Genomic DNA, 22,988 nt, shown 5'->3' with positions numbered 1-22,988 from the left:
TTGACTTGTGTGGAGGTGGGTACGGGATTTGAACCCGTGTACACGGATTTGCAGTCCGTTGCCTCGCCTCTCGGCCAACCCACCGCGGGGGGCCCTCCAGGGAGGGACCCGGTGGAGAGACCTCTCCGAGCGGACAACGAGACTCGAACTCGCGACCTCAACCTTGGCAAGGTTGCGCTCTACCAACTGAGCTATGTCCGCCTGCGCTTTCCCTCCGGTGACCCGGCGGGAAGTGCGAGTGGAACATTAGCCGACGGTGCGGCGGGTGCCAAAACCGGGTCCCCCGCCGCGTGTTCCCGGGCGGTCCGACGGGGTCCCCGCTGCCTAGAGTGGGCCCCATGCGCGCGTGGATGAACGGTGACCTGCTGACCGACCCGACCGGCCCGGTGCTCGGGGTCACCGACCACGGGTTCACCGTCGGCGACGGTGTCTTCGAGTCCGTCAAGACCCTGGACGGGCGCCCGTTCGCGCTGACCCGGCACCTCGACCGCCTGGCCCGCTCCGCGACCGGTCTCGGGCTCGACGCTCCCGACGAGTCCGAGGTGCGCCGCGGCATCGCGGCGGTGCTGGAGGGCGCCGGCGACCCGCTCGGTCGCCTGCGGATCACCTACACCGCCGGGCCGGCGCCGATGGGCTCGGGACGCGGCGACGGCCCGGCCACCCTCGTCGTGGCCTGGTCCGCCCTCGAGCCGACGGGGGAGTCGACCACGGTCGCCACCGTGCCCTGGACACGCAACGAGCGCGGGGCGACGGCGGGGCTCAAGACCACGTCGTACGCCGAGAACGTCATCGCGCTCGCGCACGCCCAGCGGCAGGGCGGGACCGAGGCGATCTTCGCCAACACGGTCGGGCACCTGTGCGAGGGCACCGGGTCCAACGTCTTCTACGTCGTCGACGGCGAGCTGCGCACCCCCACGCTGGCGAGCGGGTGCCTGGCGGGCGTCACCCGGGCGCTGGTGCTCGAGTGGTGCGGTGGTCGCGAGGTCGACGAGCCGATCGAGGTCGTGCAGCGCGCGGACGAGGCCTTCCTCGTGTCGACGACGCGCGACGTGCAGGCGATCAGGGCGTGGGACGGTCGTGCGCTGCCGGCGCCGGGACCGGTCACCGCCGAGTGTGCCGCCACGTGGCGCCGCCGCGAGGGCGAGCAGATCGACCCCTGATACTGGAGGGGTGACCGACCTGGACCCCGCCATCGCCGACCGCCTCAAGCGCTCGGCCGACGGACTGGTGCCCGCGATCGTCCAGCAGCACGACACCGGCGAGGTGCTCATGCTCGGATGGATGGACGACGAGGCGCTGGCCCGCACCCTGGAGACCCGCCGGGCGACGTACTGGAGCCGCTCGCGCCAGGAGTACTGGGTCAAGGGCGAGACGTCCGGCCACGCCCAGCACGTCCACGAGGTCCGGCTCGACTGCGACGGGGACACGCTGCTGCTCCGCGTGGAACAGGTCGGCGCCGCGTGCCACACCGGGGACCGCACCTGCTTCGACGCGGACCGGCTCGATGGCTGAGCCCCCGATGCCCGAGTCCGACCCGGAGACCGGGTCCGACGACGAGCAGCGTCCCCGGACCGGCTTCGGCCCGGTGGTGCTCGCCGGCCTGGCCAGCGCCGGCCTCGCGGCCGTCGCCGGGACCCGGGCCTGGGTCGAGGGCACGTCCGGCCAGCTGAGCACCGAGACCGCCGGCGACGCCGCCGTCGTCGGATCGGCGGTGGCCGAGGGGCTCGGGGAGATGCCGCTCGCCGGGGCGCTGAGCCTCGTCGTGCTCGCCGGCTGGGGGGTCGTGCTCGTCACCCGCGGCCGCTTCCGCCGGGTCGTGATGGGCGTCGCCGCGCTCGCCGCCGTCGGCCTGGTCGTCACCACCGTGTGGGCGCTCTTCACCCTGCAGGACTCGGTGGCGGACCAGCTCATGGCCGCCTCGGGTGCCGACACCGCCGACGTCCACCTCACCGGCTGGTACGCCGCGGCCTGCGTCGCCGCCCTCGGCTGCGTGGTCACCACGCTCCTCGCCGTGCGCCTCGTGCCCGCCTGGCCCGAGATGGGTCGCCGGTACGACGCCCCTGCAGGGGAGGCGGCACCGGTCGAGCCACAGGGCAACCTGGAGATCTGGAAGGCCCTCGACGAGGGGCATGATCCGACCGACCGGTAGTGGCCCCTAGACTGATCGGCGTCCGATCGGGGTCGCCGATCGCGCCCCTCGCCAGCACCGCACGCCACGCACCAAAGGAGCACCCATGGCCAACAACCACGGCAACACCCCCGCTGCGTGGACCGCGGTGAGCGTGGCCATGCTCGGCTTCCTGGTCGGCTCGATCGCGCTCATGCTCTCGCCGGTCAGCATGACCCTCTTCTGGGTCGGCATCGCGCTGGGCGTCGTCGCCCTCCCGCTCTTCCTCGTGATGGCCCGGCTCGGGTTCCACGGCGACCCGCACTGACCTGATGGGCGCCCGGGCGCAGCGGCTCGCCGCACCGCTCGGTGCCGCCGCCCTCGCCGCGGTCGCGACCCTCGCGCTCGCCGTCCGCGACCCCCACCGGCCGGGCAGCTGGGGCTGGTGCCCCACCCAGGTGCTGACGCACCTCGACTGCCCCGCCTGCGGCGGCCTCCGGGCAGTCCACGACCTCACGCAGCTCGACGTCGCGGCCGCCGCGTCGAGCAACCTGCTCCTCGTCGTGGTGCTGCCCGTCGTGCTCGCGCTGTGGCTGCGACGGGTGGTCGTCGTGTGGCGCGGGGGAGAGGCGATGCGCCCCCTCACCGTGCCCACCGCCGTGTGGGTGGCGGGGCTCGGGGTGGTCGCGGTGTTCACCGTGGCGCGCAACCTGCCCGGGTCCTGGCTCGCAGCCTGAGCCACCGTCGGCCCCGCCACCGGTGGAGTGAGAGGGTTGGCCCCATGTCCGTGCTCGACCAGATCATCGTCGGCGTCCGCGAGGACCTCGCCGGTCGCGAGGCCGTCCGGCCGCTCGCCGACGTCCGCGCCGCGCTGGCCGACGTCGACCCCGCCCGCGACCCGATGCCGCACTTCCGCGCCCCAGGATCCAGCGTGATCGCGGAGGTCAAGCGCAAGAGCCCCAGCAAGGGCGAGCTCGCCGACATCCGCGACCCCGCGTCCCTCGCCGCGGCCTACGCCGCGGGCGGTGCCGCCGCGATCTCCGTGCTCACCGAGCAGCGCCGCTTCGGGGGGTCCCTCGACGACCTCGTCGCCGTCCGTGCGGCCGTCGACACCCCGGTGCTCCGCAAGGACTTCATCGTCACGAGCTACCAGCTCGTCGAGGCCCGCGCCGCCGGCGCCGACCTCGCGCTGCTGATCGTGGCCGCCCTCGACGACGACGACCTGCGCCGCCTCCACGACGAGGCCCGCGAGCTCGGGCTCACCGTGCTCGTCGAGGTCCACGACGAGGCCGAGACCGAGCGCGCGGTGGCCCTCGGCGCCGAGCTCGTCGGCGTCAACGCGCGCAACCTCAAGACCCTCGCGGTCGACAACGACACCTTCGGCCGCCTCGCTCCCCTCGTCCCCGAGGACCGGGTGCTGGTGGCCGAGTCGGGGATCAGCGGACCCGACGACGTGACCCGGTTCGTGGGCGAGGGCGCCCGCGCCGTGCTCGTCGGCGAGGCGCTGGTCAGGGACGGCGACCCCACCGGCGCCGTACGTGCCATGACAGGAGTGCAGCGATGAGCCAGCGGGTCAGCCAGTACGACGCCGACGACCGGGGCTACTACGGCGGCACGTGGGGTGGGCGGTTCATGCCCGAGGCCCTCGTCGCCGCGCTCGACGAGCTCACCCAGGCGTGGCACGACGCGATGGCCGACCCGGCGTTCGTCGCCGAGTTCGAGGCGATCTGCCGCGACTACGCCGGCACCCCGAGCCGGCTCTACCACGCCGAGCGCCTGTCCCAGCAGGTCGGCGCCCGGATCCTGCTCAAGCGCGAGGACCTCAACCACACCGGCGCGCACAAGATCCGCAACGTGCTCGGGCAGGCGCTGCTCACCCGCCGGATGGGCAAGCAGCGCGTCATCGCCGAGACCGGCGCGGGGCAGCACGGCGTCGCCAGCGCCACCGCGGCGGCGTACTTCGGGCTCGACTGCACCGTCTACATGGGCTCGGTCGACACGCGCCGGCAGGCGCTCAACGTCGCCCGGATGAACCTCCTCGGCGCCAAGGTCGTCGCGGTCGACTCGGGCAGTGCGACCCTCAAGGACGCCATCAACGAGGCGCTGCGAGACTGGGTCGCCAGCGTCGACCACACGGCGTACCTCTTCGGGACGGCCGCCGGCCCGCACCCGTTCCCCAGCATGGTCCGCGACTTCACCCGCGGCATCGGCGACGAGGCGCGCGCCCAGGTCCTCGAGCAGTACGGCGCCCTGCCGGACGCCATCGCCGCCTGCGTCGGCGGCGGGTCCAACGCCATCGGGCTGTTCACGGCGTTCCTCGACGACGAGGACGTCAGGATCTTCGGCTTCGAGCCCGGCGGCGACGGCGTCGAGACCGGCCGGCACGCGGCCACCATCCACGCGGGGGAGGCGGGGGTCCTGCACGGCGCCCGCACCTACGTCCTCCAGGACGAGGACGGCCAGACGGTCGAGTCGCACTCGATCTCGGCCGGGCTCGACTACCCGGGCGTCGGGCCGCAGCACGCGCACCTCGCCCAGACCGGCCGGGCGACCTACCGCCCGATCACCGACACCCAGGCGATGGACGCGCTCGCCCTCCTGGCCCGCACGGAGGGCATCATCCCGGCGATCGAGTCGGCGCACGCCGTCGCGGGGGCCATCGACGTGGCCCGCGAGCTGGCTGCCGAGAAGGGACCGGGGGCCACGGTGCTCATCAACCTGAGCGGCCGCGGCGACAAGGACATGGGCACCGCCACCGAGTGGTTCAAGCTCGGCCAGCCCGACGACGAGACCGGAGAACCCGAGTGAGCGCGACCACCGCCACCGCCTTCGAGACGGCCCGCGCCGAGGGGCGCGCCGCGCTGGTCGGCTACCTGCCCGCGGGCTACCCCAGCGTGGAGGGCTCGATCGAGGCCATGCTGGCCATGGTCGACGCCGGCTGCGACGTCATCGAGGTCGGCCTGCCCTACAGCGACCCGGTGATGGACGGGCCCACCATCCAGGCGGCGGCCCAGGCCGCCCTCGAGGCCGGCACCCGCACCAGCGACGTCATGCGGGTCGTGGAGGCGGTCGCCGCCACCGGGACGCCCACCGTGGTGATGACCTACTGGAACCCCGTCGAGCGCTACGGCGTGGAGCGCTTCGCCGCCGACCTCGCCGCCGCCGGGGGAGCGGGCCTCATCACGCCCGACCTCACCCCCGACTCGGCCCGCGAGTGGATCGACGCGGCCGACGCCCACGGGCTCGACAAGGTCTTCCTCGTCGCCCCCAGCAGCACCGAGGACCGGGTCGCCATGACCACCGCCGCGTGCCGGGGCTTCGTCTACGCCACCGCCGTGATGGGCGTGACCGGGGCGCGGACCACGACCAGCGACCTCGCCGGACCGCTCGTCGCACGCACCAAGGCCACCACCGACCTGCCTGTCTGCGTCGGGCTCGGCGTCAGCACCGGCGACCAGGCGGCCGAGGTCGCGTCGTACGCCGACGGCGTCATCGTCGGGTCCGCCTTCGTGCGCACCCTGCTGGACCACGCCGACGACCCGGCAGCGGGGCTGTCCGCGCTGCGCGCGCTCACCGAGGACCTGGCAGGTGGGGTGCGTCGTGCGTAGGACCCCCGGGGCCGTCCTGGCGGCCCTCCTGTCCACGGTCCTGCTGGCCGGTTGCGGAGGCTCCTCGAGCAGCGCCACCGAGTTCACCGGCACCCTCGTGGACCCGCCCTTCGAGGTCGCGGGCACCACCTTGGCCACGACCACCGGCGAGGACCTGTCGCTAGACGACCCGGGGGCCCGGCTGACCCTGGTCTTCTTCGGCTACACGACCTGCCCCGACGTCTGCCCGCTCGTGATGTCCTCGATCGCCGGCGCGGTCAACCGCCTCGACGAGGACGACCGCTCCCAGGTCCAGGTCGCCTTCGTCACCACCGACCCGAAGGTCGACACCCCGCCCGTGATGCAGGACTACCTCGACGGCTACGGGATCGAGCAGGCGGGCGTGACCGCCGTCGGCGGCCGCGCCAGCCGGGACGAGACCGTGGAGCTCGGGGAGAGCGTCGGCATCTTCGTCGCGGACGCCGAGGAGCTCGAGAGCGGGGGCTACGACCTCGGGAGCCACGGCTCCCAGGTGATCGCGGTCGACGCCTCCGGCCAGGCGCCGGCGTTCTGGAACCAGGACGTGTCCCCGGCCCAGCTGTCCGCCGACATCGAGACCCTGTTGAGTGAGTCATGACCACGTTGCTCGTGCTGCCCGAGATCCTCGTCCACTCCATCCCGAGCCCCAGCCAGGGCACGTGGTACCTCGGACCGCTGCCGATCCGCGGCTACGCCCTGAGCATCATCCTCGGCATCGTCGCCGCCATCTGGATCGGTGAGCGCCGCTGGCAGGCCCGCGGGGGCCGCGCCGGAGACATCGGCGACCTCGCGATCTGGGGGGTCCCGTTCGGCCTGATCGGCGGCCGGCTCTACCACGTCCTCACCGACTGGCAGCTCTACTTCGGGGAGGGCCAGAACCCCGTGGCCGCGCTGTACATCTGGCGCGGTGGGCTCGGCATCTGGGGCGCCATTGCCCTGGGCGCTGTGGGCGTGATGATCGGCGCTCGGCTGCGCGGCATCAGGCTGCTGCCGCTCCTGGACGCCATCGCCCCCGGGGTGCTGGTCGCGCAGGCCATCGGGCGCTGGGGCAACTGGTTCAACCAGGAGCTCTACGGTCGTCCCACCGACCTGCCCTGGGCGCTGGAGATCGACCCCGCCCACCGGCCGGACGCCTACCCGGACGCCGCGACGTACCACCCGACGTTCCTCTACGAGTTCTTCTGGTGCCTGGGGGCCTTCGCCCTGCTGGTGTGGCTGGACAAGCGTTTCCGGCTCGGCTTCGGCCGGGTGGCCGCGCTGTACGTGATGCTCTACACGCTGGGCCGGGTGTGGATCGAGAACCTCCGGATCGACGAGGTCCAGCTGATCGACGTGGGCGGCCTGCGGCTCAACGTGTGGACCTCGATCGTGCTCTTCGTGCTCGCGGCGGCGTACTTCGCGTGGTCCGCCGTCAAGCGTCCGGGCCGCGAGGAGCAGGTCTACACCCAGGAGCGCCTCGACCACGACCGCGCCGACGAGGAGCCGACCACCCGCCCGGCGACCGGGGCGTCTGAGGGCTGAGATCGCCGTCTCACCCCGTGGCGCCGCCGGTGATAGATTTCCTGACGCGCGGGCCAATGCCGTCCCCTGCCGATCGCCACATCCACCGCCGGACCCCACCACGAGCACCTCGCACCACGCGGGACTGTGCGGTGTGTCCGGCGAACGACGACGGGAGAAAGCCAGATGCACGCCTTCCCGCCGCCCGCACCCGGAGCACGTTCCGGACTTGGGGCCGGACCTGAAGCACAAGGGCTCTACGACCCCCGCCACGAGCACGATGCGTGCGGCGTGGCGTTCGTGGCCACCCTGACCGGTGTCGCCAGCCACGACATCGTGGCCAAGGCGCTCACCGCGCTGCGCAACCTCGACCACCGCGGCGCCGCCGGCGCCGAGACCAACTCCGGCGACGGTGCGGGCATCCTCATGCAGGTGCCCGACGCCTTCCTGCGCGCCGTGGTCGACTTCGACCTCCCGGCGCAGCGCAGCTACGCCGTCGGGACGGCCTTCATCCCCGGCGACGAGGCGGCCGTCACGGCCACCCGCGCGCGGATCGAGGAGATCGCGACCGAGGAGGGCCTCACCGTCCTCGGCTGGCGCGAGGTCCCGGTCGACCCCTCCACGCTGGGGGCCACCGCGATCAGCGTCATGCCGACCTTCGTGCAGCTCTTCGTGTCCGGCTCCGCCAAGCGCGTCAGCGGCATGGCCCTCGAGCGGCTCGCCTTCTGCCTGCGCAAGCGGGCCGAGCACGAGACGGACGTCTACTTCCCGTCGCTCTCCTCGCGCACCCTGGCCTACAAGGGCATGCTCACCACCGACCAGCTCGACCACTTCTTCCCCGACCTGGTCGACGAGCGGATCGCGTCGGCGATGGCGGTCGTGCACTCGCGCTTCTCCACCAACACGTTCCCGAGCTGGCCGCTGGCCCACCCGTTCCGCTTCATCGCGCACAACGGCGAGATCAACACCGTGATGGGCAACCGCAACTGGATGCGGGCCCGTGAGGCGCTGCTGTCCAGCGACCTCATCCCCGGCGACCTCGACCGCCTCTTCCCGATCTGCACGCCCGGCAGCTCCGACTCCGCGTCCTTCGACGAGGTCCTCGAGCTGCTGCACATGGGCGGGCGGTCGCTGCCCCACTCGGTGCTGATGATGATCCCCGAGGCCTGGGAGAACCACGCCGAGATGGACGCCAAGCGGCGTGCGTTCTACCAGTTCCACTCCTCGATGATGGAGCCGTGGGACGGCCCCGCCTGTGTCGTCTTCACCGACGGCTCGCAGATCGGCGCCGTGCTCGACCGCAACGGCCTGCGCCCCTCGCGCTACTGGGTGACCGACGACGGTCTCGTCGTCCTCGCCTCCGAGGTCGGCGTGCTCGACATCGACCCCGCCACGGTGGTCCGCAAGGGCCGCCTCCAGCCGGGCCGGATGTTCCTCATCGACACCGACGAGCACCGGATCATCGAGGACGAGGAGGTCAAGTCCGAGCTGGCGGCCGAGCACCCGTACGACGAGTGGCTGCACGCCGGCCTCATCCACCTCGACGACGTCATCGACCGCGAGCACATCGTGCACACCCACGCCTCGGTGACGCGGCGCCAGCAGATCTTCGGCTACACCGAGGAGGAGCTGCGCGTCCTGCTCACGCCGATGGCCAACACCGGCGCCGAGACGCTCGGCTCGATGGGCACGGACACCCCGATCGCGGCCCTGAGCGAGAAGCCCCGGCTGCTGTTCGACTACTTCGCCCAGCTCTTCGCGCAGGTCACCAACCCGCCCCTGGACGCGATCCGCGAGGAGCTCGTCACCTCGCTCAGCGGCACCATCGGGCCGGAGGCCAACCTGCTCCAGCCGACCCCCGCGTCGTGCCGGCAGGTCGTGCTGCCGTTCCCGGTGATCTCCAACGACGACCTGGCCAAGATCCGGCACATCAACCGTGACGGCGACATGCCCGGCTTCATCACCCACGTCTCCCGCGGCCTGTACGACGTCGCGGGCGGCGGCGAGGCGCTGGCGCAGCGCCTCGACGAGATCTGCGCCGAGGTGTCGGAGGCGATCGCCGGGGGAGCGCGCATCATCGTGCTCTCGGACCGGCACTCCACGGCCGACCTCGCCCCGATCCCGTCGCTCCTGCTGACGGGCGCGGTCCACCACCACCTGGTGCGGGAGAAGACGCGCACCCAGGTCGGCCTGCTGGTCGAGGCCGGCGACGTCCGCGAGGTGCACCACGTGGCGCTGCTCGTCGGCTACGGCGCCGCGGCGGTCAACCCCTACCTCGCCATGGAGTCCGTCGAGGACCTCGCGCGGGAGGGCTACTACGTCAAGGCCGAGCCCGAGAAGGCCGTGGCCAACCTCATCAAGGGCCTGGGCAAGGGCGTCCTCAAGGTGATGTCCAAGATGGGCGTCTCCACGGTGGCGTCGTACACCGGGGCGCAGATCTTCGAGGCCGTCGGGCTCTCGCAGTCCGTCGTCGACCGCTACTTCACCGGCACGACGTCCAAGCTGGGCGGCATCGAGCTCGACACCATCGCCGAGGAGGTCGCCCGTCGGCACGCCACGGCGTACCCCCGCGGCGGCATCGCGCCCGCCCACCGCGAGCTCGAGATCGGCGGCGAGTACCAGTGGCGCCGCGAGGGCGAGCCGCACCTGTTCGACCCGGAGACGGTCTTCCGCCTCCAGCACGCGACCCGGTCGGGCAGCTACGACATCTTCAAGCAGTACACCTCTCGGGTCGACGAGCAGTCGGAGCGGCTGATGACGCTGCGCGGGCTGTTCCGCTTCAAGGACGGCGAGGCCACCGGCCGGCAGCCGATCAGCATCGACGAGGTCGAGCCGGTCTCCGAGATCGTCAAGCGGTTCTCGACCGGCGCGATGTCCTACGGCTCCATCAGCCAGGAGGCGCACGAGACCCTCGCCATCGCGATGAACCGGCTGGGCGGCAAGTCCAACACCGGTGAGGGCGGCGAGGACGCCGACCGGCTCCACGACCCCGAGCGCCGCAGCTCGATCAAGCAGGTCGCGTCGGGGCGCTTCGGCGTCACCTCGGAGTACCTCACCAACGCCGACGACATCCAGATCAAGATGGCGCAGGGCGCCAAGCCCGGCGAGGGCGGCCAGCTGCCCGGCCACAAGGTCTACCCGTGGGTGGCCAAGACCCGGCACTCCACGCCGGGCGTGGGGCTCATCAGCCCGCCGCCGCACCACGACATCTACTCGATCGAGGACCTGGCGCAGCTGATCCACGACCTCAAGAACGCCAACCCGAGCGCGCGCGTGCACGTCAAGCTCGTGTCGGAGGTCGGCGTCGGCACGGTCGCGGCCGGCGTGTCCAAGGCGCACGCCGACGTGGTGCTGATCTCGGGCCACGACGGCGGCACCGGCGCGTCGCCGCTGACGTCGCTCAAGCACGCGGGCGGACCGTGGGAGCTCGGCCTGGCCGAGACCCAGCAGACGCTGCTGCTCAACGGCCTGCGGGACCGGATCGTCGTCCAGGCCGACGGCCAGCTCAAGACCGGGCGCGACGTCGTCGTCGCCGCCCTGCTGGGTGCGGAGGAGTACGGCTTCGCCACCGCCCCGCTGGTCGTCAGCGGCTGCATCATGATGCGCGTCTGCCACCTCGACACCTGCCCCGTGGGCGTCGCGACGCAGAACCCGGTCCTGCGCGAGCGCTTCAGCGGCAAGGCGGAGTACGTCGTCAACTTCTTCACCTACATCGCCGAGGAGGTGCGCGAGCTGCTCGCGCAGCTCGGCTTCCGCAGCCTCGACGAGGCCATCGGACAGGTGGGGTCGCTCGACATCGCGCAGGCGGTGGACCACTGGAAGGCCGCCGGGCTCGACCTGACGCCGATCCTCCACCAGGCCTCGCGCTCGGGTGAGTTCGGGCAGTTCGAGCACCAGGACCTGCGCTGCACGCACGGCCAGGACCACGGGCTCGACAAGGCGCTCGACAACGAGCTGGTCAAGCTGGCCGCACCGGCGCTCGAGGACGGCGAGCCCGTCCGCGCGCAGGTGCAGGTCCGCAACGTCAACCGGACCGTGGGCACGATCCTCGGCCACGAGGTGACCAAGCGCTACCGCGGCGAGGGCCTGCCCGACGGCACCATCGACATCACCTTCACCGGGTCGGCGGGGCAGTCGTTCGGGGCGTTCGTGCCGCGCGGCATCACGCTGCGCCTCGAGGGCGACGCCAACGACTACGTCGGCAAGGGCCTGTCGGGCGGGCGCATCGTCGTACGTCCCGACCGGTCGGCGACCTTCGAGGCCCACGAGCAGATCATCGCGGGCAACACGATCGCGTACGGCGCCACGTCGGGCGAGATCTACCTCCGCGGCCAGGCAGGCGAGCGCTTCTGCGTGCGCAACTCCGGCGCGACCGCGGTGGTGGAGGGCGTCGGAGACCACGGCTGCGAGTACATGACCGGCGGCGTGGTGGTCGTGCTCGGCCCGACCGGGCGCAACTTCGCCGCGGGCATGTCGGGCGGCCACGCCTTCGTGCTCGATCTCGACGCGGGCCGGGTCAACCCCGAGCTCGTCGACCTCGGCCCCGTCACCGGCGACGCGGTCGAGCAGCTCAAGGCCCTGGTCACCCGGCACGGGGAGGAGACCGGCTCGACGGTCGCCGCCGCGCTGCTCGAGGACTGGGACACCGCGCTGGGGCGCTTCACCGAGGTGATGCCCCGCGACTACAAGCGAGTGCTGGACGCCCGCGCCGAGGCCCTTGCGGAGGGGCTCGACGAGGACCAGGCGAACGCACGGATCATGGAGGTGCTTCATGGCTGACCCCAAGGGTTTCCTGAAGAACGGCCGCGAGGTCGCCACGCGACGCGTGGTCGAGGAGCGGGTCAAGGACTGGAACGAGGTCTATCCCGACGGGATCGGCCGCGCCCTCCTGCCCATCATCAGCACCCAGGCGAGCCGCTGCATGGACTGCGGCATCCCGTTCTGCCACCAGGGTTGCCCGCTGGGCAACATCATCCCGGAGTGGAACGACCTGGTCTGGCGTGACGACTGGGACGGTGCGATCGAGCGCCTCCACGCGACCAACAACTTCCCGGAGTTCACCGGGCGGCTGTGCCCCGCGCCGTGCGAGACGGCCTGCGTCCTGGGGATCAACCAGGACCCGGTGACCATCAAGAACGTCGAGGTCTCGATCATCGACCGCGCCTGGGAGTCCGGCGCGGTCCGTCCGCAGCCGCCGGAGTGGCTCTCGGGGCGCACCGTCGCGGTCATCGGATCCGGGCCCGCGGGGCTCGCGGCCGCCCAGCAGCTGACCCGGGCCGGTCACACCGTCGCGGTCTACGAGCGCGCCGACAAGATCGGCGGGCTGCTGCGCTACGGCATCCCCGAGTTCAAGATGGAGAAGAAGCACCTCGACCGGCGCCTCGACCAGATGCGCCGCGAGGGCACCGTCTTCCGGGCCGGGGTCGACGTCGGCGGCACGCTGACGGGGGACCAGCTCACCGAGCGGTACGACGCCGTGGTGCTCGCCATGGGCGCCACCCAGGCCCGCGACCTGCCGGTGCCCGGGCGCGAGCTCGGCGGCATCCACCAGGCCATGGAGTTCCTGCCGCAGGCCAACCGCGTCGCCCTCGGCGAGGAGGTCGAGGGGCAGATCACCGCGACCGACAGGGACGTCGTCATCATCGGCGGCGGCGACACCGGCGCCGACTGCCTCGGCACGTCGATCCGCCAGGGCGCCCGCTCGATCACCCAGCTCGAGATCATGGCGCAGCCGCCGGAGGACCGCCCGTCCGGCCAGCCGTGGCCGACCTACCCGATGACGTTCAAGGTGTCCTCGGCGCACGAGGAGGGCGGCGACCGCATGTACGCCGTCTCCACCCAGGAGTTCCTCGGGGACGACGACGGCCACGTCTCGGGCCTGCGCCTGATCGAGGTGGACGCGAAGTTCCAGCCGATCGAGGGCTCCGAGCGCGAGATCCCCGCGCAGCTGGTGCTCTTCGCCATGGGCTTCACGGGGCCCGAGCAGCCCGGTCTCATCGAGCAGCTGGGCGTCGACCTCGACGAGCGGGGCAACGTCGCGCGCGACGCGTCGTACGCCTCGAGCGTGGACGGCGTCTTCGTCGCCGGCGACGTGGGCCGCGGGCAGTCGCTCATCGTGTGGGCGATTGCCGAGGGGCGGGCGGCGGCGTCGGCCGTCGACACGTGGCTCACCGGGTCGACGACGCTGCCGTCGCCGGTCAGGCCGACCGACCGTCCCCTCGTGGTCTGACGGCGGTCGTCCGACATTCACCGGACAGGGACCTTTGGATCGATCAAAGATCCGCTAGGGTCGAGGTGTGCGTAGAGCAAAGATCGTCTGCACCCTCGGCCCTGCGGTGTCCACCCCCGAGCGTGTCCGTGAACTCGTCGACGCGGGCATGGACGTGGCCCGCCTCAACATGAGCCACGGGGCGTACGCCGATCACGAGGCCGTCTACACGCTGGTGCGTCGTGCGAGCGACGAGTCGGGCCACGGGGTCGGCATCTTCGCCGACCTGCAGGGGCCCAAGATCCGGCTGGCGACCTTCGCCGACGGCCCGGTCAAGCTCAAGCGCGGCGCGACGTTCACCATCACCACGCGCGACGTGCCGGGTGACGTCGACGTGTGCGGGACGACGTACAAGGGGCTGCCGGGCGACGTGAAGGTCGGCGACCCCGTCCTGATCGACGACGGCAAGCTCCGGCTGCGGGTCGTCGACGTCACCGAGACCGACGTGGTCACCGAGGTGGTCGTCGGGGGCAAGGCGAGCAACAACAAGGGCATCAACCTCCCGGGTGTCGCCGTGTCCGTCCCTGCGCTCTCGGAGAAGGACACCGAGGACCTGCGCTGGGCGCTGCACCTCGGCGTGGACTTCATCGCCCTCAGCTTCGTGCGCAGTGCCGCCGACGCCGAGGACGTCCGCAAGGTGATGCGCGAGGAGGGGATCGTCATCCCCGTCATCGCCAAGATCGAGAAGCCGCAGGCGATCGACAACATCGACGAGATCGTCGACGCCTTCGACGGCCTGATGGTCGCCCGCGGCGACCTCGGCGTGGAGTGCCCGCTCGAGGACGTGCCGATCCACCAGAAGCGGATCATCGAGAAGGCCCGTCGCAACGCCAAGCCCGTCATCGTGGCCACCCAGATGCTCGAGTCGATGATCGGCTCGCCCGCCCCGACCCGCGCCGAGGCCAGCGACGTAGCCAACGCGGTGCTCGACGGTGCCGACGCCGTGATGCTGTCCGGCGAGACGAGCGTGGGGGAGCACCCCATCACCGCCGTCCAGACGATGGCGCGGATCATCGAGTCCACCGAGGACCACGGCCTGCACCACATGCGCTCGATCGACTGGCAGCCGCACACCCGCGGCGGGATCATCGCCAAGGCGGCCGCCGAGGTCGCCGAGGCGGTGGGTGCCAAGTTCCTCGTCGCCTTCACCGTCAGCGGGGACTCGGCCAAGCGCCTGTCGCGCTACCGCGGCCCGATCCCGGTGCTCGCGTTCACCCCGCAGGCGCGCACGCGCTCACAGCTGGCGCTGACCTGGGGGGTCGAGACCTTCCAGGGGGCCGAGGTCGAGCACACCGACGAGATGGTGCGCCAGGTCGACGAGGCGCTGCTGCACATCGGTCGCGTCGACGAGGGTGACCTCGTGGTCATCATCGCCGGCTCGCCCCCCGGCATCCCCGGCTCCACCAACGCGCTCCGCATCCACCGGATGGGCGACGCGATCAACGGGGTCGCCCCGGCGTACCGACGCCCTCGCTGATCGTCCTCTCCTCCCGCTGACGCGGTGGTCAGGTCTTGGGGCCGATCAGCTCGTCGAGCCGGGCCACGGCCTCGCGCCGTGACACCGACACCACCCAGCGGCGGGACCGGCGCCACGGGACGTCGATCAGGTCGAGCGCCCAGCAGCACAGAGCGCTGACGTCGTCGGAGTGGTTCGTGAACTGCCAGCGGGGATAGTCGTAGCGCCGCTTCTCGCCACCCACCATCCGGGTGGCCCAGTTGTTGGTCCGGCAGCCGTCGGAGTGGAAGAGCCCGCGCAGGAAGTCGGCCGGGTGCGCGATGACGACGTCCCGCTGCCAGTCCTCGAGGACGATGGGGCGATCGTGCTTGCGTCCCGGGCCGTGCTGGGGGAACAGGCACGGCCAGTGCTTCCAGTTCGTCGACACCACGACGACGCCGGGAGCCGCGACGTGGAAGACGCCGCCCGACGGGTGCAGGGCTCCGACGACGCGGGAAACGTCCGCGATGATCCCCAAGAGCGTGGCGTCGCACGAGACCCTCAACGTGGTGTGGCTCCGGAAGGTCGAGACGCACCCGTCGCCCAGGTAGTAGCCGAGCAGTGCGGAGTAGGCGTCGGCCCGGGCAGGGTGCAAGAAGATGCACCGGAAGCACTCGACCGGCAGGACGCTGTCCGCCTCCCGCCACGCCCGGAGGGTCGAGCGGTGGACACCCGTGGCGCGAGCGACCTCGCTCAGGCTCGCCCCGCCGGCCACCATCTCGAGGGCGGCGATCCGCACCGGCGCGTCGTACATGGGTGCACCGTGCCATCGGCCACCGACATCAGTGGCTGTGCCCCGGGTGAGATTCGAACTCACACTGGATGGTGTTTGAGACCACTCTCTCTGCCATTGGAGTACCGGGGCGGTTCGGCGAGGAAACCGTATCGGACTAGCCTTGCGGCCGTGACGCAGCCCGACACCCACTCCGCTCCCGCCGTACGCCGCGTGGTCATCGCCGAGGACGAGGCGCTGATCCGCATGGACCTCGCCGAGATGCTGGCAGAGGAGGGCTACGAGGTCGTGGGCCAGGCCTCCGACGGCCAGCAGGCCATCGAGCTGGCGGAGCGGCTGCGCCCCGACCTGGTGATCACGGACGTCAAGATGCCGGTCCTCGACGGCATCGCTGCGGCCGAGCACATCGCCGGCGCCCGCATCGCCCCGGTCGTGATCCTCACGGCGTTCTCCCAGCGCGACCTCGTCGAGCGGGCCCGCGACGCCGGGGCGATGGCGTACCTCGTCAAGCCGTTCTCCCGCACCGACCTGGTGCCGGCGATCGAGATGGCCGTGAGTCGCTTCGGTGAGCTGGCCGTCCTCGAGAAGGAGGTCGCGGACCTCTCCGAGTCGCTGGCCACGCGCAAGGCGGTCGACCGCGCCAAGGCCGTCCTCCAGGAGCAACTGGGACTCGCCGAGCCGGACGCCTTCCGGTGGATCCAGAAGACCGCGATGGATCTTCGCCTGTCGATGCGCCAGGTCGCCGAAGGAGTTGTCGAGCACGGCCCGGGGAGCGCGACACCCTCCTGATCGGGGCGCACGGTTCGGTAACGGATTAGTCATGTTTCGGGGTGTGCATCCAAAGGTGCTTACAGGGCGGGTCCCGGAGGTGTACGTTTCCGCGACGGAGGGACGCGGTCGACTCGGTGTGCGGGTTGCCTTCCTCCATGAACTCTGCGTCCCCGGTAGTCGAGCCGGAGACCTGACGAGAGGTAGAAGGCCTTGAGGCGTAACACTCGAGTGGGGCTGGGTGCACTCGCACTCGCCCTGACCGTCACGGCATCCGCTTGTGGCACCACCGACACCGATGACGGCGGCAGCGCCTCCGGTGAGGACTGCAACTTCAAGATCGGCGTGATGGGTGCCCTCTCCGGCGCCAACGCGAGCATCGTGCTCCCGTCCGTCGACGGCGCCGAGCTGGCCCTGAACCAGTGGGAGAACGACGAGTGCGAGGTCACTCTGGAGAAGTTCGACACCGAGGGTGACCCCGCGAAGGCCACCCCCGTCGCGACCCAGATCGCGGGCGACGACACCTTCATCGGTGTCATCGGTGGCGCGTTCTCCGGTGAGACCCGCGCGACCAAGAGCATCTACAACGACGCCGGCGTCACGATGGTGAGCCAGTCGGCCACCGCGACCGACCTCACGCAGGAGGACCAGGTCGAGGTCTTCCACCGCCTCGTCCCCTACGACGACTACCAGGGTGCGGCGATCGCCAAGTACCTCACCGACGAGCTCGGCGCCTCCAAGGTGTTCGTGGTCGACAACTCCGAGGCGTACGGCGAGCCGCTGGCCGACCGCGTCGAGGAGACCCTCGGCGACTCGATGGTCCAGCGTGACAAGACCGAGGTCGGCCAGACCGACTTCGCGCCCACCATCTCCAAGATGGAGTCCGCCGCTCCCGACGCCGTCTTCTACGGTGGCTACATCGCCGAGGCCGCGCCGCTGCTCAAGCAGATGCGCGACGCCGGCATCGAGGCCCCGTTCGTCGGTGGTGACGGTCTCTACGGTGCCGACTTCGGCAACGCGGTCGGCGACGCCGGTGAGGGCGCGGTCGTGATGTGCCCCTGCGCCCCCATCGAGGAGGACAGCACCTTCGCTGCCGACTACGAGGCGGAGTTCGGCAGCGCGCCGGGCGCCTACGCGGCCGAGGGCTTCGACGCGATGACCGTCTTCCTGGCGGCTCTCGACGACGGCGCCCGCACCCGCGAGGATGTCGAGACGTTCGTCGACGGCTACACCGGCGAGGGCCTCAGCAAGGAGATCGCCTTCGACGAGAACGGCGACGTCCCGCAGGAGAACGTGTCCTACTGGGCCTACAAGAACGAGGGTGGCACGCTCGTGCCGGAGGTCGAGGTCGCTCCGTGACCTGGGCCTGACCCACATGTAGCACCAAGCACCGCGGGGGCGGCCGGGATGACCGGCCGCCCCCGATCCTTGGCCCCGACCGGGGCATGAGTCTGAGAGGGGTCCCTGAGTGGACTTCGACGCCTTGTTCAGCGGCCTCGACCGTCACACGCTCGACGGCATCACCCGCGGATCTATCTACGCGCTCGTCGCGCTCGGCTACACGATGGTGTACGGCGTGATGAAGCTGATCAACTTCGCCCACTCCGAGGTGTTCATGGTGGGCACCTGGACGGTGCTCGGCGTCTACACCGTGCTCGGGGTGTCCACGGGTGAGACCCTCCCCGTCGTCATCGGGGCCACGCTCCTGGCGCTCCTGGCAGCGATGATCGCCTCGGCCGGCACTGCGCTGGCGGTGGAGCGGATCGCCTACCGCCCCCTGCGCAAGAAGGGCGCGCCACCCCTCATCTTCCTCATCACCGGCATCGGCTGCTCGTTGGTGCTCGTCGAGCTCTTCGGCCAGGTCTTCGAGGTGCTCTTCGGCCCGCCGTTCGGCCGGGTCACGGTCAACATCCCCTCGGTCCTCGAGACCAAGGAGCTGTTCACCATCCCCGGCATCGACCTCACCATCACCAACACCCGCGTGATCATCATCGTGGGTGCGATCGCGATGATGATGGCGCTGGACACGTTCGTGAACAAGAGCCGCCTCGGTCGCGGCGTCCGGGCCGTCGCCCAGGACCCCGACACCGCCTCGCTGATGGGTGTCAACCAGAACCGCGTCATCATGCTGGTCTTCGTCCTCGGTGGCGCGATGGCCGGCGTTGCGGCGCTGCTCTACACGATCCAGTACGACATCACGAAGTTCGACATCGGCTTCATCATCGGGCTCAAGGCGTTCACCGCCGCCGTGCTCGGTGGCATCGGCAACCTGCGAGGCGCACTCGTGGGTGGTCTGCTGCTCGGTATCGCCGAGGTGTACGCCTCGACGATCTGGAGCTCGGAGTGGGCCAACGTCACGGCCTTCGTCGTCCTCGTCGTCGTCCTGATGTTCCGCCCGACCGGCCTGTTGGGCGAGTCCCTCGGAAAGGCACGCGCATGAGCCAGATCCTCGACGCCTACCGTGGCCTCAAGCTGCGGGACCGCATCGCCGCGGCCCCCAACTGGGCGCGCAAGGTGGTGCTGCTGCTGGTGGTCGCCTTTGCGTTCTACCTGCCGTTCCTCAACATCCTGCCGTTCGCCTACATCCGCACCGACCTCAGCTCGAGCGGCTCGGACTGGGCCAGCGTGCTGTTCCTCGTGGTCGTCTACATGATCGCCGCGGTCGGACTGAACGTGGTGATCGGCTTCGCCGGCCTGCTCGACCTGGGCTACGTCGGCTTCTACGCCCTGGGCGCCTACTCGATCGCCCTGTTCGGGTCGCCGTCGTCGCCGGTCGTGGAGAGCATCCAGAACAGGTTTGGCCTCTCCGAGGAGTGGGCAGTCCCCTTCGCGATGTGCATCCCGATCGCCATCGCGATGTCGCTCACCGCCGGCGTGATCCTCGGTGCCCCGACCCTGCGCCTGCGCGGCGACTACCTCGCCATCGTGACGCTGGGCTTCGGCGAGATCATCCGGATCACGGCCCGCAACCTGGACGGCGTCACCAACGGTGCCACCGGCATCAGTGGCGTGCCCGTGCCGCCCGGCCCGGAGATCGACGGCCGTCCCTTCTTCAACACCGTCGACGCCGAGCGCTGGTACTGGCTGGCCCTGTGCATCCTGATCGTGGTCGTCTTCCTGGCCTTCCGGCTGGAGAGCAGCCGGGTGGGTCGTGCATGGCTGGCCATCCGCGAGGACGAGGACGCGGCCGCGATCATGGGCGTGGCAGCGTTCAAGTTCAAGTTGTGGGCCTTCGCCATCGGTGCCGCAGTCGGTGGCATCGCGGGGCTCCTGTTCGGCAGCAAGCAGCAGTACGTCGAGCCCAACGCGTTCATGGTCCAGCTCTCTTTCCTCTTCGTGGCCATGGTGGTCATCGGTGGGTCCGGCAACGTCTACGGCGTGCTGCTCGGGGCCTTCCTGCTGACCTACCTGCCCGAGCGTTTCCGGGAGTTCCAGGAGTGGCGACCGTTCGCCTTTGGTGTCGCGCTGGTGCTGGTGATGATCCTGCGTCCGCAGGGCCTGGTGCCGAGCAGGCGAAGAGCACGAGAGTTCGAGGATCGCAGGCACGAGGCGGAGGAGGCGGCGACTGATGTCTGACCAGACCACACCGGTGTTGAAGGACACCTCCGACCACGACAAGATCACGATCCACACGTCGGGCGAGAAGGGCAGCGTGCTGCTCGAGGTGGACCACGTGACCTTGCGCTTCGGCGGCGTCGTCGCGCTCAACGACGTGCACTTCGAGATCCGCCGCGGCGAGATCCTGGGCCTCATCGGCCCCAACGGCGCCGGCAAGACGACGTGCTTCAACGCGATGACGGGCGTCTACACGCCGACGTCCGGCACCATCCGTTTCAAGGACACGGAGATCGCCGGGATCAAGTCCCACAAGATCAACCAGATGGGCATCGCCCGCACGTTCCAGAACATCCGGCTCTTCCCGGAGCTGTCCGCGCTGGAGAACGTCATGGTCGGCTGCGACGCGAGGCACAAGACCAGCGTGCTCGGCGCGCTGTTCCGCCTCTACCGCGTCCGTCCGAGCGAGGACGAGCTGCCCGAGAACCCGTTCCGGCGCAAGATGGCCAAGATCTTCGGGATCAGCCGGCACACCCTCGAGGAGCGCGGCGGGCGTCGTCGCTCGATGGAGCTGCTGCGCTTCGTGGGCATCGCCGACCGGGCCCACGAGCTGTCCCGCAACCTGCCGTACGGCTACCAGCGACGCCTGGAGATCGCGCGGGCGTTGGCCACCGAGCCCGAGCTGCTCTGCCTCGACGAGCCGGCAGCCGGCTTCAACCCGGCGGAGAAGGAGGACCTCATGGGCCTCATCCGCCGCATCCGCGACCTCGGCCACACGGTGCTGCTCATCGAGCACGACATGAAGCTGGTCATGGGGGTCACCGACCGGATCGTGGTCCTCGAGTTCGGCCAGAAGATCGCCGACGGGCTGCCCGCCGAGGTCGCCCGCAACCCGAAGGTCATTGCCGCCTACCTGGGAGAGCCCGACGATGCTGCTTGAGCTTGAGAACGCCGTCCTGAGCTACGGGAAGATCGAGGCCCTCCACGGCATCAGCGTGCAGGTGGCCGAGGGTGAGGTCGTGTCCCTCATCGGCGCCAACGGTGCCGGCAAGACGTCCACCATGCGTGCCCTCTCCGGGGTGCGCGGCCTGAGCGCAGGCAAGGTGGTCTTCGAGGGCGAGGACGTCACCAGGTTGCGCGCCGACCAGCGGATGCGCAAAGGGCTCGTGCTGACGCCCGAGGGTCGCGGCATCTTCCCGGGCATGTCGGTCACCGAGAACCTCAACATGGGTGCCTACACGCGCAAGGACAAGTCCGCCATCGACGAGGACTACGACCGCGTCTTCGGCCTCTTCCCGCGGATGAGCGAGCGGCGCAAGCAGGTGGCCGGCACGCTGTCCGGCGGCGAGCAGCAGATGCTGGCCATCGGGCGGGCCCTCATGTCCCGGCCCAAGCTGCTGATGCTCGACGAGCCCTCCATGGGGCTGGCCCCCATGCTGATCCAGCAGATCTTCGACATCATCACCGAGATCTCCAAGCAGGGGACCACGATCCTGGTGGTCGAGCAGAACGCCAAGCAGGCCCTGTCGCGCAGCGATCGCGCCTACGTCCTGGAGACCGGGCGCATCGTCAAGACCGGCACCGGGGCCGAGCTCCTCGACGACCCCAGCGTCCGCGAGGCCTACCTCGGCGTCTGAGGACAAATCTTCGGCACCTCCCGGGACACCGCGCCACCGACGGGCGTAGGGTCCGGGGGGTGCGCCGGACGGATCCGGCGGACGGGGGACTCACCATTACGGGGCTGATCTTGGGGAGTTGGAGCATGAGCCGGACACCGGTGACCGTGCGCGATGCCGTCGCGGACGACCTGCCCGCACTGCGGGAGCTGTGGGGCGACATCCTGCGGCGCGGGACCGCCGACGAGCAGCTCGCCGACCTCGCACGCGTGCTCGACGAGGCGGACTCCGACCCCGGCCAGTCGATCGTCGTCGCCGAGTACGACGGCGAAGTGGCGGGTGCGATCCACCTCAGCGCCACGACGCTCACCCCGCTCAACCTCGAGCCGGCGGTGCTCGCCGTCTCGCCGCACGTGCTGCCGCAGTTCCGCCGTCACGGCGTGGGCTCCGCCCTCATCGAGGCGGCCGTCCGCTTCGCGGAGGCCCAGGGGATCGCCACGATCTCCACGGCCGCGGTCGCCAGCTCGCGCGACGCCAACCGCTTCATGGCCCGCCTGTCGTTCACCCCGCAGGCCACCCTGCGGGCCGCGACCACGGTCGCCGTACGCGCCAAGCTCTCCGCCCGTCGCTCGGCGGGTCGCTCGGCCGCCCGCCCGGCCGGCTCCCGCCACATCGACCGCGTGCTCGCGGCACGGCGCATCAGCCGCGAGAACATCGCCGGCTGACCCCTGCTGAACCAAGCCGGCCCCGCGGGGCCGGCGTACGCGTCGGTCAGCGCGCCACCTTCAGCGCGCAGGGATCAATGCGCAGGTGATCCGCGAGGTGCACACGCGCTTGCCCCGCTCGTCGGAGATCACGACCTCCCAGGTCGCCATGCTGCGGCCGATGTGCGCCGGGGTGGCGACCCCGGTGACGGTGCCGGACGTGGCTGAGCGGTGGTGCGTGGCGCTGATGTCGACGCCCACCGCGATCCGGTCCGGCGCCGCGGCGATGGCCGAGCCGATCGAGCCCAGGCTCTCGGCCAGCACGACGGACGCTCCGCCGTGGAGAAGTCCGTAGGGCTGGGTGTTGCCCTCGACCGGCATCGTCCCGACGATGCGCTCGGGGCTGATCTCGGTGATCTCGATGCCCATCGTCGCGTTGAGCGCGCCCATGCCCTCCGGCATGCGGGCGACGAACTCGTCGACGTCGATGGCGGTGGGGTCCGTGGTGGGCTGGTCGGTCATGCGGGCCATTGTGGCCGACGCGCCGCGGGCGCCGGCGGGAGGCGTCGTACGACGGGTGACGGGCTGGTCCGGGCGTCGGTGGCGGCGGCTAGAG

At 70.9% G+C, this 22,988-nt stretch carries 22 protein-coding genes and 3 tRNA genes; 20 read left to right on the top strand and 5 right to left on the bottom strand.

Going from position 1 to position 22,988, the window contains the following annotated elements; translation table 11 throughout:
- Positions 1-10: 10 nt before the first annotated feature.
- Positions 11-84 (bottom strand) — tRNA-Cys (locus DAE25_RS08800).
- Between the two features lie 44 nt (positions 85-128).
- Positions 129-201: transfer RNA gene (locus DAE25_RS08795), tRNA-Gly, on the bottom strand.
- A gap of 137 nt (positions 202-338) precedes the next feature.
- On the opposite strand from DAE25_RS08795, the gene DAE25_RS08790 reads away from it, so the two are divergent.
- From DAE25_RS08790 to pyk, 13 genes are all read left to right on the top strand, one after another.
- Positions 339-1,160, top strand: coding sequence for an aminotransferase class IV (locus tag DAE25_RS08790; protein ID WP_107765801.1), 822 nt, complete (start codon positions 339-341; stop codon positions 1,158-1,160).
- A 10-nt stretch (positions 1,161-1,170) separates the two neighbouring features.
- Entirely contained in the window at positions 1,171-1,512 is a 342-nt protein-coding gene (gene hisI / locus DAE25_RS08785) for a phosphoribosyl-AMP cyclohydrolase (RefSeq protein WP_107765800.1), read from the top strand.
- Positions 1,505-2,149 carry a Trp biosynthesis-associated membrane protein gene (locus DAE25_RS08780; protein WP_107765799.1) on the top strand — a complete coding sequence of 215 codons (645 nt, stop codon included), beginning with the start codon at positions 1,505-1,507 and terminating at the stop codon, positions 2,147-2,149. The genes hisI and DAE25_RS08780 overlap by 8 nt, the downstream gene beginning before the upstream one ends.
- Before the next feature lie 85 nt (positions 2,150-2,234).
- Positions 2,235-2,435 carry an HGxxPAAW family protein gene (locus DAE25_RS08775; protein WP_056888765.1) on the top strand — a complete coding sequence of 67 codons (201 nt, stop codon included), beginning with the start codon at positions 2,235-2,237 and terminating at the stop codon, positions 2,433-2,435.
- Between the two features lie 4 nt (positions 2,436-2,439).
- Positions 2,440-2,844, top strand: coding sequence for a DUF2752 domain-containing protein (locus DAE25_RS08770; protein ID WP_107765798.1), 405 nt, complete (start codon positions 2,440-2,442; stop codon positions 2,842-2,844).
- 44 nt (positions 2,845-2,888) lie between these two features.
- Positions 2,889-3,671, top strand: coding sequence for an indole-3-glycerol phosphate synthase TrpC (gene trpC, locus DAE25_RS08765; protein ID WP_107765797.1), 783 nt, complete (start codon positions 2,889-2,891; stop codon positions 3,669-3,671).
- Positions 3,668-4,915 (top strand): tryptophan synthase subunit beta, encoded by a 1,248-nt coding sequence (trpB, locus tag DAE25_RS08760; RefSeq protein ID WP_107765796.1) that lies wholly within the window; start codon positions 3,668-3,670, stop codon positions 4,913-4,915. Before trpC ends, trpB begins: the two co-directional genes overlap by 4 nt.
- Positions 4,912-5,715, top strand: a complete 804-nt coding sequence (gene trpA, locus DAE25_RS08755) for a tryptophan synthase subunit alpha (protein WP_107765795.1) — start codon at positions 4,912-4,914, stop codon at positions 5,713-5,715. The genes trpB and trpA overlap by 4 nt, the downstream gene beginning before the upstream one ends.
- The gene (locus DAE25_RS08750; RefSeq protein WP_159083650.1) at positions 5,708-6,331 is read left to right on the top strand and encodes an SCO family protein; all 624 of its coding nucleotides are present in this window, start codon (positions 5,708-5,710) and stop codon (positions 6,329-6,331) included. Before trpA ends, DAE25_RS08750 begins: the two co-directional genes overlap by 8 nt.
- Positions 6,328-7,254, top strand: coding sequence for a prolipoprotein diacylglyceryl transferase (gene lgt, locus DAE25_RS08745; protein ID WP_199907494.1), 927 nt, complete (start codon positions 6,328-6,330; stop codon positions 7,252-7,254). The genes DAE25_RS08750 and lgt overlap by 4 nt, the downstream gene beginning before the upstream one ends.
- Positions 7,255-7,419: 165 nt before the next feature.
- On the top strand, positions 7,420-12,012 hold the full coding sequence (gene gltB, locus DAE25_RS08740; protein WP_107765793.1) for a glutamate synthase large subunit: 4,593 nt from the start codon (positions 7,420-7,422) through the stop codon (positions 12,010-12,012).
- Positions 12,005-13,462: a glutamate synthase subunit beta gene (locus DAE25_RS08735; protein ID WP_107765792.1), complete on the top strand. Its 1,458-nt coding sequence runs from the start codon at positions 12,005-12,007 to the stop codon at positions 13,460-13,462. The genes gltB and DAE25_RS08735 overlap by 8 nt, the downstream gene beginning before the upstream one ends.
- Before the next feature lie 67 nt (positions 13,463-13,529).
- Positions 13,530-14,978 (top strand): pyruvate kinase, encoded by a 1,449-nt coding sequence (gene pyk, locus DAE25_RS08730; RefSeq protein ID WP_107765791.1) that lies wholly within the window; start codon positions 13,530-13,532, stop codon positions 14,976-14,978.
- Between the two features lie 28 nt (positions 14,979-15,006).
- On the opposite strand, the gene DAE25_RS08725 is transcribed toward pyk, so the two are convergent.
- Together DAE25_RS08725 and DAE25_RS08720 are read right to left on the bottom strand one after the other, a co-directional pair.
- Complete coding sequence (locus DAE25_RS08725; RefSeq protein WP_107765790.1) at positions 15,007-15,750, bottom strand: transposase; 744 nt, start codon at positions 15,748-15,750, stop codon at positions 15,007-15,009.
- 38 nt (positions 15,751-15,788) lie between these two features.
- Positions 15,789-15,861 (bottom strand) — tRNA-Leu (locus DAE25_RS08720).
- Between the two features lie 39 nt (positions 15,862-15,900).
- On the opposite strand from DAE25_RS08720, the gene DAE25_RS08715 reads away from it, so the two are divergent.
- The 7 genes from DAE25_RS08715 (at position 15,901) to DAE25_RS08685 (ending at position 22,393) form a co-directional block, all read left to right on the top strand.
- Complete coding sequence (locus DAE25_RS08715) at positions 15,901-16,518, top strand: ANTAR domain-containing response regulator (RefSeq protein WP_267895248.1); 618 nt, start codon at positions 15,901-15,903, stop codon at positions 16,516-16,518.
- A gap of 192 nt (positions 16,519-16,710) precedes the next feature.
- Complete coding sequence (locus DAE25_RS08710) at positions 16,711-17,856, top strand: branched-chain amino acid ABC transporter substrate-binding protein (RefSeq protein WP_199907493.1); 1,146 nt, start codon at positions 16,711-16,713, stop codon at positions 17,854-17,856.
- 109 nt (positions 17,857-17,965) lie between these two features.
- Entirely contained in the window at positions 17,966-18,937 is a 972-nt protein-coding gene (locus DAE25_RS08705; RefSeq protein WP_107765789.1) for a branched-chain amino acid ABC transporter permease, read from the top strand.
- Positions 18,934-20,073 carry a branched-chain amino acid ABC transporter permease gene (locus DAE25_RS08700; RefSeq protein WP_107765788.1) on the top strand — a complete coding sequence of 380 codons (1,140 nt, stop codon included), beginning with the start codon at positions 18,934-18,936 and terminating at the stop codon, positions 20,071-20,073. Before DAE25_RS08705 ends, DAE25_RS08700 begins: the two co-directional genes overlap by 4 nt.
- Entirely contained in the window at positions 20,066-20,992 is a 927-nt protein-coding gene (locus DAE25_RS08695; protein WP_107765787.1) for an ABC transporter ATP-binding protein, read from the top strand. The genes DAE25_RS08700 and DAE25_RS08695 overlap by 8 nt, the downstream gene beginning before the upstream one ends.
- The gene (locus tag DAE25_RS08690) at positions 20,982-21,689 is read left to right on the top strand and encodes an ABC transporter ATP-binding protein (RefSeq protein ID WP_107765786.1); all 708 of its coding nucleotides are present in this window, start codon (positions 20,982-20,984) and stop codon (positions 21,687-21,689) included. The genes DAE25_RS08695 and DAE25_RS08690 overlap by 11 nt, the downstream gene beginning before the upstream one ends.
- 125 nt (positions 21,690-21,814) lie before the next feature.
- Entirely contained in the window at positions 21,815-22,393 is a 579-nt protein-coding gene (locus tag DAE25_RS08685; RefSeq protein WP_107765785.1) for a GNAT family N-acetyltransferase, read from the top strand.
- Positions 22,394-22,453: 60 nt separating this feature from the next.
- On the opposite strand, the gene DAE25_RS08680 is transcribed toward DAE25_RS08685, so the two are convergent.
- The gene (locus DAE25_RS08680; protein WP_107765933.1) at positions 22,454-22,894 is read right to left on the bottom strand and encodes a hotdog fold thioesterase; all 441 of its coding nucleotides are present in this window, start codon (positions 22,892-22,894) and stop codon (positions 22,454-22,456) included.
- Positions 22,895-22,988 lie beyond the last annotated feature (94 nt).

It is taken from the genome of Nocardioides terrigena, assembly GCF_003047265.1.
Lineage (GTDB): Bacteria > Actinomycetota > Actinomycetes > Propionibacteriales > Nocardioidaceae > Nocardioides > Nocardioides terrigena.
The sequence above is the reverse complement of the archived record's forward strand: the minus strand, read 5'-3'. Positions and strand labels throughout refer to the sequence as shown.